At 61.2% G+C, this 2,415-nt stretch carries 2 protein-coding genes and 2 pseudogenes; 2 read left to right on the top strand and 2 right to left on the bottom strand.

Going from position 1 to position 2,415, the window contains the following annotated elements:
• Nucleotides 1-277 (top strand): annotated as a pseudogene (locus EOD07_RS30875) (lipid A biosynthesis lauroyl acyltransferase); the annotation flags it as partial.
• Between the two features lie 107 nt (nucleotides 278-384).
• On the opposite strand, the gene EOD07_RS30870 reads toward EOD07_RS30875, so the two are convergent.
• Together EOD07_RS30870 and EOD07_RS30865 are read right to left on the bottom strand one after the other, a co-directional pair.
• On the bottom strand, nucleotides 385-1,230 hold the full coding sequence (locus EOD07_RS30870) for a hypothetical protein (protein WP_127237986.1): 846 nt from the start codon (nucleotides 1,228-1,230) through the stop codon (nucleotides 385-387).
• A 194-nt stretch (nucleotides 1,231-1,424) separates the two neighbouring features.
• The gene (locus tag EOD07_RS30865; protein ID WP_127237985.1) at nucleotides 1,425-1,856 is read right to left on the bottom strand and encodes a L,D-transpeptidase; all 432 of its coding nucleotides are present in this window, start codon (nucleotides 1,854-1,856) and stop codon (nucleotides 1,425-1,427) included.
• Between the two features lie 261 nt (nucleotides 1,857-2,117).
• On the opposite strand from EOD07_RS30865, the pseudogene EOD07_RS30860 reads away from it, so the two are divergent.
• A pseudogene (locus EOD07_RS30860) lies at nucleotides 2,118-2,415 on the top strand (succinyl-diaminopimelate desuccinylase); the annotation flags it as partial.

Raw genomic sequence — 2,415 nt, 5'->3', positions numbered from 1 at the left:
CCACTATGACTGCGATGTCTACCCCGCCCGCTGCGTCAGGCTGCCGGGCAACCGCTTCCGCCTGGAAATCGAGGACAAGCTGACCCTGCCGCGCACCGGCGACGGCAGCGTCGACGTCGATGCCGCCACCCAGCTTCTCACCGACGTGGTCGAACGCTGGGTGCGCGAGGATCCCGGACAGTGGATGTGGTTCCACAAGCGCTGGGAAATCAGCGGCCGCCGCCGCAAGAGGCAAAGGCAGACCAAAGAGATCGGCCAGATTTCCACGAAACCGTGAGCGGTTTTCCGCCCGGAAATTATCTTAAAGCGCGTCGCGATCTTTCAGACACCGGGGACGCTGCTCCGCATGCGGGAAGCGCCCCCGCGGCTCTGGATTGGATTCCCTCAAAGCGGAGCGGGGATGGTGAAATTCGGCCGGAACGTATCCATGGTGGCACCGTTGCGATCCTCGGAGAGCAAGGTGTCTGAACCGAAGCTTGCCCGCAGACCAACCACATATTTGTGGATGTTCACACTCCCAGAACCTTCGGAGAAGGTCAGGTGGTCCAGCTGGTAGCGGCCAAACACCGACCAAGGGGTCCCCGAGAATCGGTAAGTAGCCTGCAATGCCGCCGTGACAGTGTCGAAATGTCCGCCAAAGCCGGACAGCCGCGAGAAGCCGAGTTCACCATCGAAGCGAAGATTGTCCTGCGCGAAATATCGCACGACGCCGCGGCCGCCCCAATTGTCGAAATGTTCGGACTCGCCGCTGGCCCGCAACTGCCCATAATAGGCCTGACCGTAGAGCGTCACGTTGCCGAAATAGGCCTGAGCCTCGGGACCGACGGTGAAGGTGTAAAGGCCTGCGTCGCCGATACCCTCGTCCCCGCCATATCCGTTGATCGTCGCAAAGCCGCCGAGAGCATATGAGCTCGGATCGCGCCAGTAGCCGTGGATGGCGCCGCCATAGCTGTAGATGTTGGTTCCTTCCACCCACAGCGAATCGATCACCGCGTCGGTCTGGATGTTCCAGCGGGCGTCGATCGGAAAATTGATCCGAGCCGCGCCACCGGCGGCCGTGCCGTTTGCATCGTCCCCGGGTGTCGAGAAATGGAGACCGCCAAGATATATCTCGCCGTAGCCGGAAATATGCGGCTGTACGAATTCCTGGTCCAGAACCACCGGCGCGTCAGCGGCGAAAGCCGATGTTGCGGTCGCCACAATCGCGGCACCGAGAAGAAGTCGATGCATCATAGTCCCCCAAGCCCTAATTGACGCTTCCTCTTTATCACAACCGGCTAATACAGAGCAGCTTAAGCAATGCCGCGAGCAGTGTAAGCCGTTGTTTTGCGAAGCAGGTGAGGCATTGCAGCAACACTCCGAAAAGATGGATTGGAGCGGCGAAGCCGGCGGCAGCTTCGCCGCGCGCCATCTCGCAGAGCGCCTCAATTGGTGACGACGATCCGCGTGTTGCCGAAGCCGACTTCCTTCACCATCGTGTAGAAGGTCGCGGCATTGGCCGGGTGCAGGCGCACGCAGCCATGCGAGGCCGGGCGCCCGAGATTTCTCACCGCCCCGGTGCCGTGAATGGCGTAGCCGCCATGGAAGAACACCGAATAGGGCATCGGCGAGTTGTCGTATTTGCGCGAATACCACATCCGGGCCGTCCATTGCGGCCGGTAGCTGCCGCGCGGCGTGAAGTAGCCCTTGCGCGCGGTCGACACGCTCCAGCGATAGACCACCTGGCCGTATTTGCTGACGGTCATGGTCTGCGACGAGACGTCGATGTTGGCGACCAGCGTTGCCGCCTGGCTTGCGATGGACATGCCGAACAACGCGGTTGCCAGCACGGTTGCCATGAGAACGAACTTTTTCATGCGATCAAACCCCTTTGACTGCCCCCTGCCATCCACGCGGTTTTCCATCTTTTTGCCGGCAGGTGCGTTAAGTACCACACACTCGTTGACGAATCCGCCAATCCAATGCGGTGCATTTGAACGATTTTCCCGGTATAGTTGCCGCCGCGACACGCACCCTCTGGAGTTTAGGCAGGGGCGTTGGGCCATGCCTGGATCGTCGAGTGGCAATGAGCGACTGCTTGCTTGCAAAAGTGCTGCGTTCCTTCTTCAATCCGCCGCATGGATGAACGACTTCTCAAGGCGGTCGAGGACCGGACCGACGACCTCGTTGCGCTGACCGCGGACCTGATCCGCTTCCCAACCGTCAACCCGCCAGGCGAGGCCTACCGGCCATGCGCGGAGTTTCTTGGCGCCCGCCTGAAGAAACTCGGCTTCGAAACCGAATTCATCCGTGCCGAGGGGGCGCCAGGCGATAGCGACCGCTATCCGCGCGTCAACGTCGTCGCCCGCTTCGATGGCCGCTCGCCTGGCCCCTGCGTGCATTTCAACTCACATATCGACGTGGTCGAGGCCGGCG

The organism is Mesorhizobium sp. M2C.T.Ca.TU.002.02.1.1 (genome assembly GCF_003997225.1).
The sequence above is the reverse complement of the archived record's forward strand: the minus strand, read 5'-3'. Positions and strand labels throughout refer to the sequence as shown.

Excerpts from the sequence above, each read along its gene's own strand:
- EOD07_RS30870 (WP_127237986.1), bottom strand. The coding sequence starts at position 1,230 with ATGCATCGACTTCTTCTCGGTGCCGCGATTGTGGCGACCGCAACATCG.
- EOD07_RS30865 (WP_127237985.1), bottom strand. The coding sequence starts at position 1,856 with ATGAAAAAGTTCGTTCTCATGGCAACCGTGCTGGCAACCGCGTTGTTC.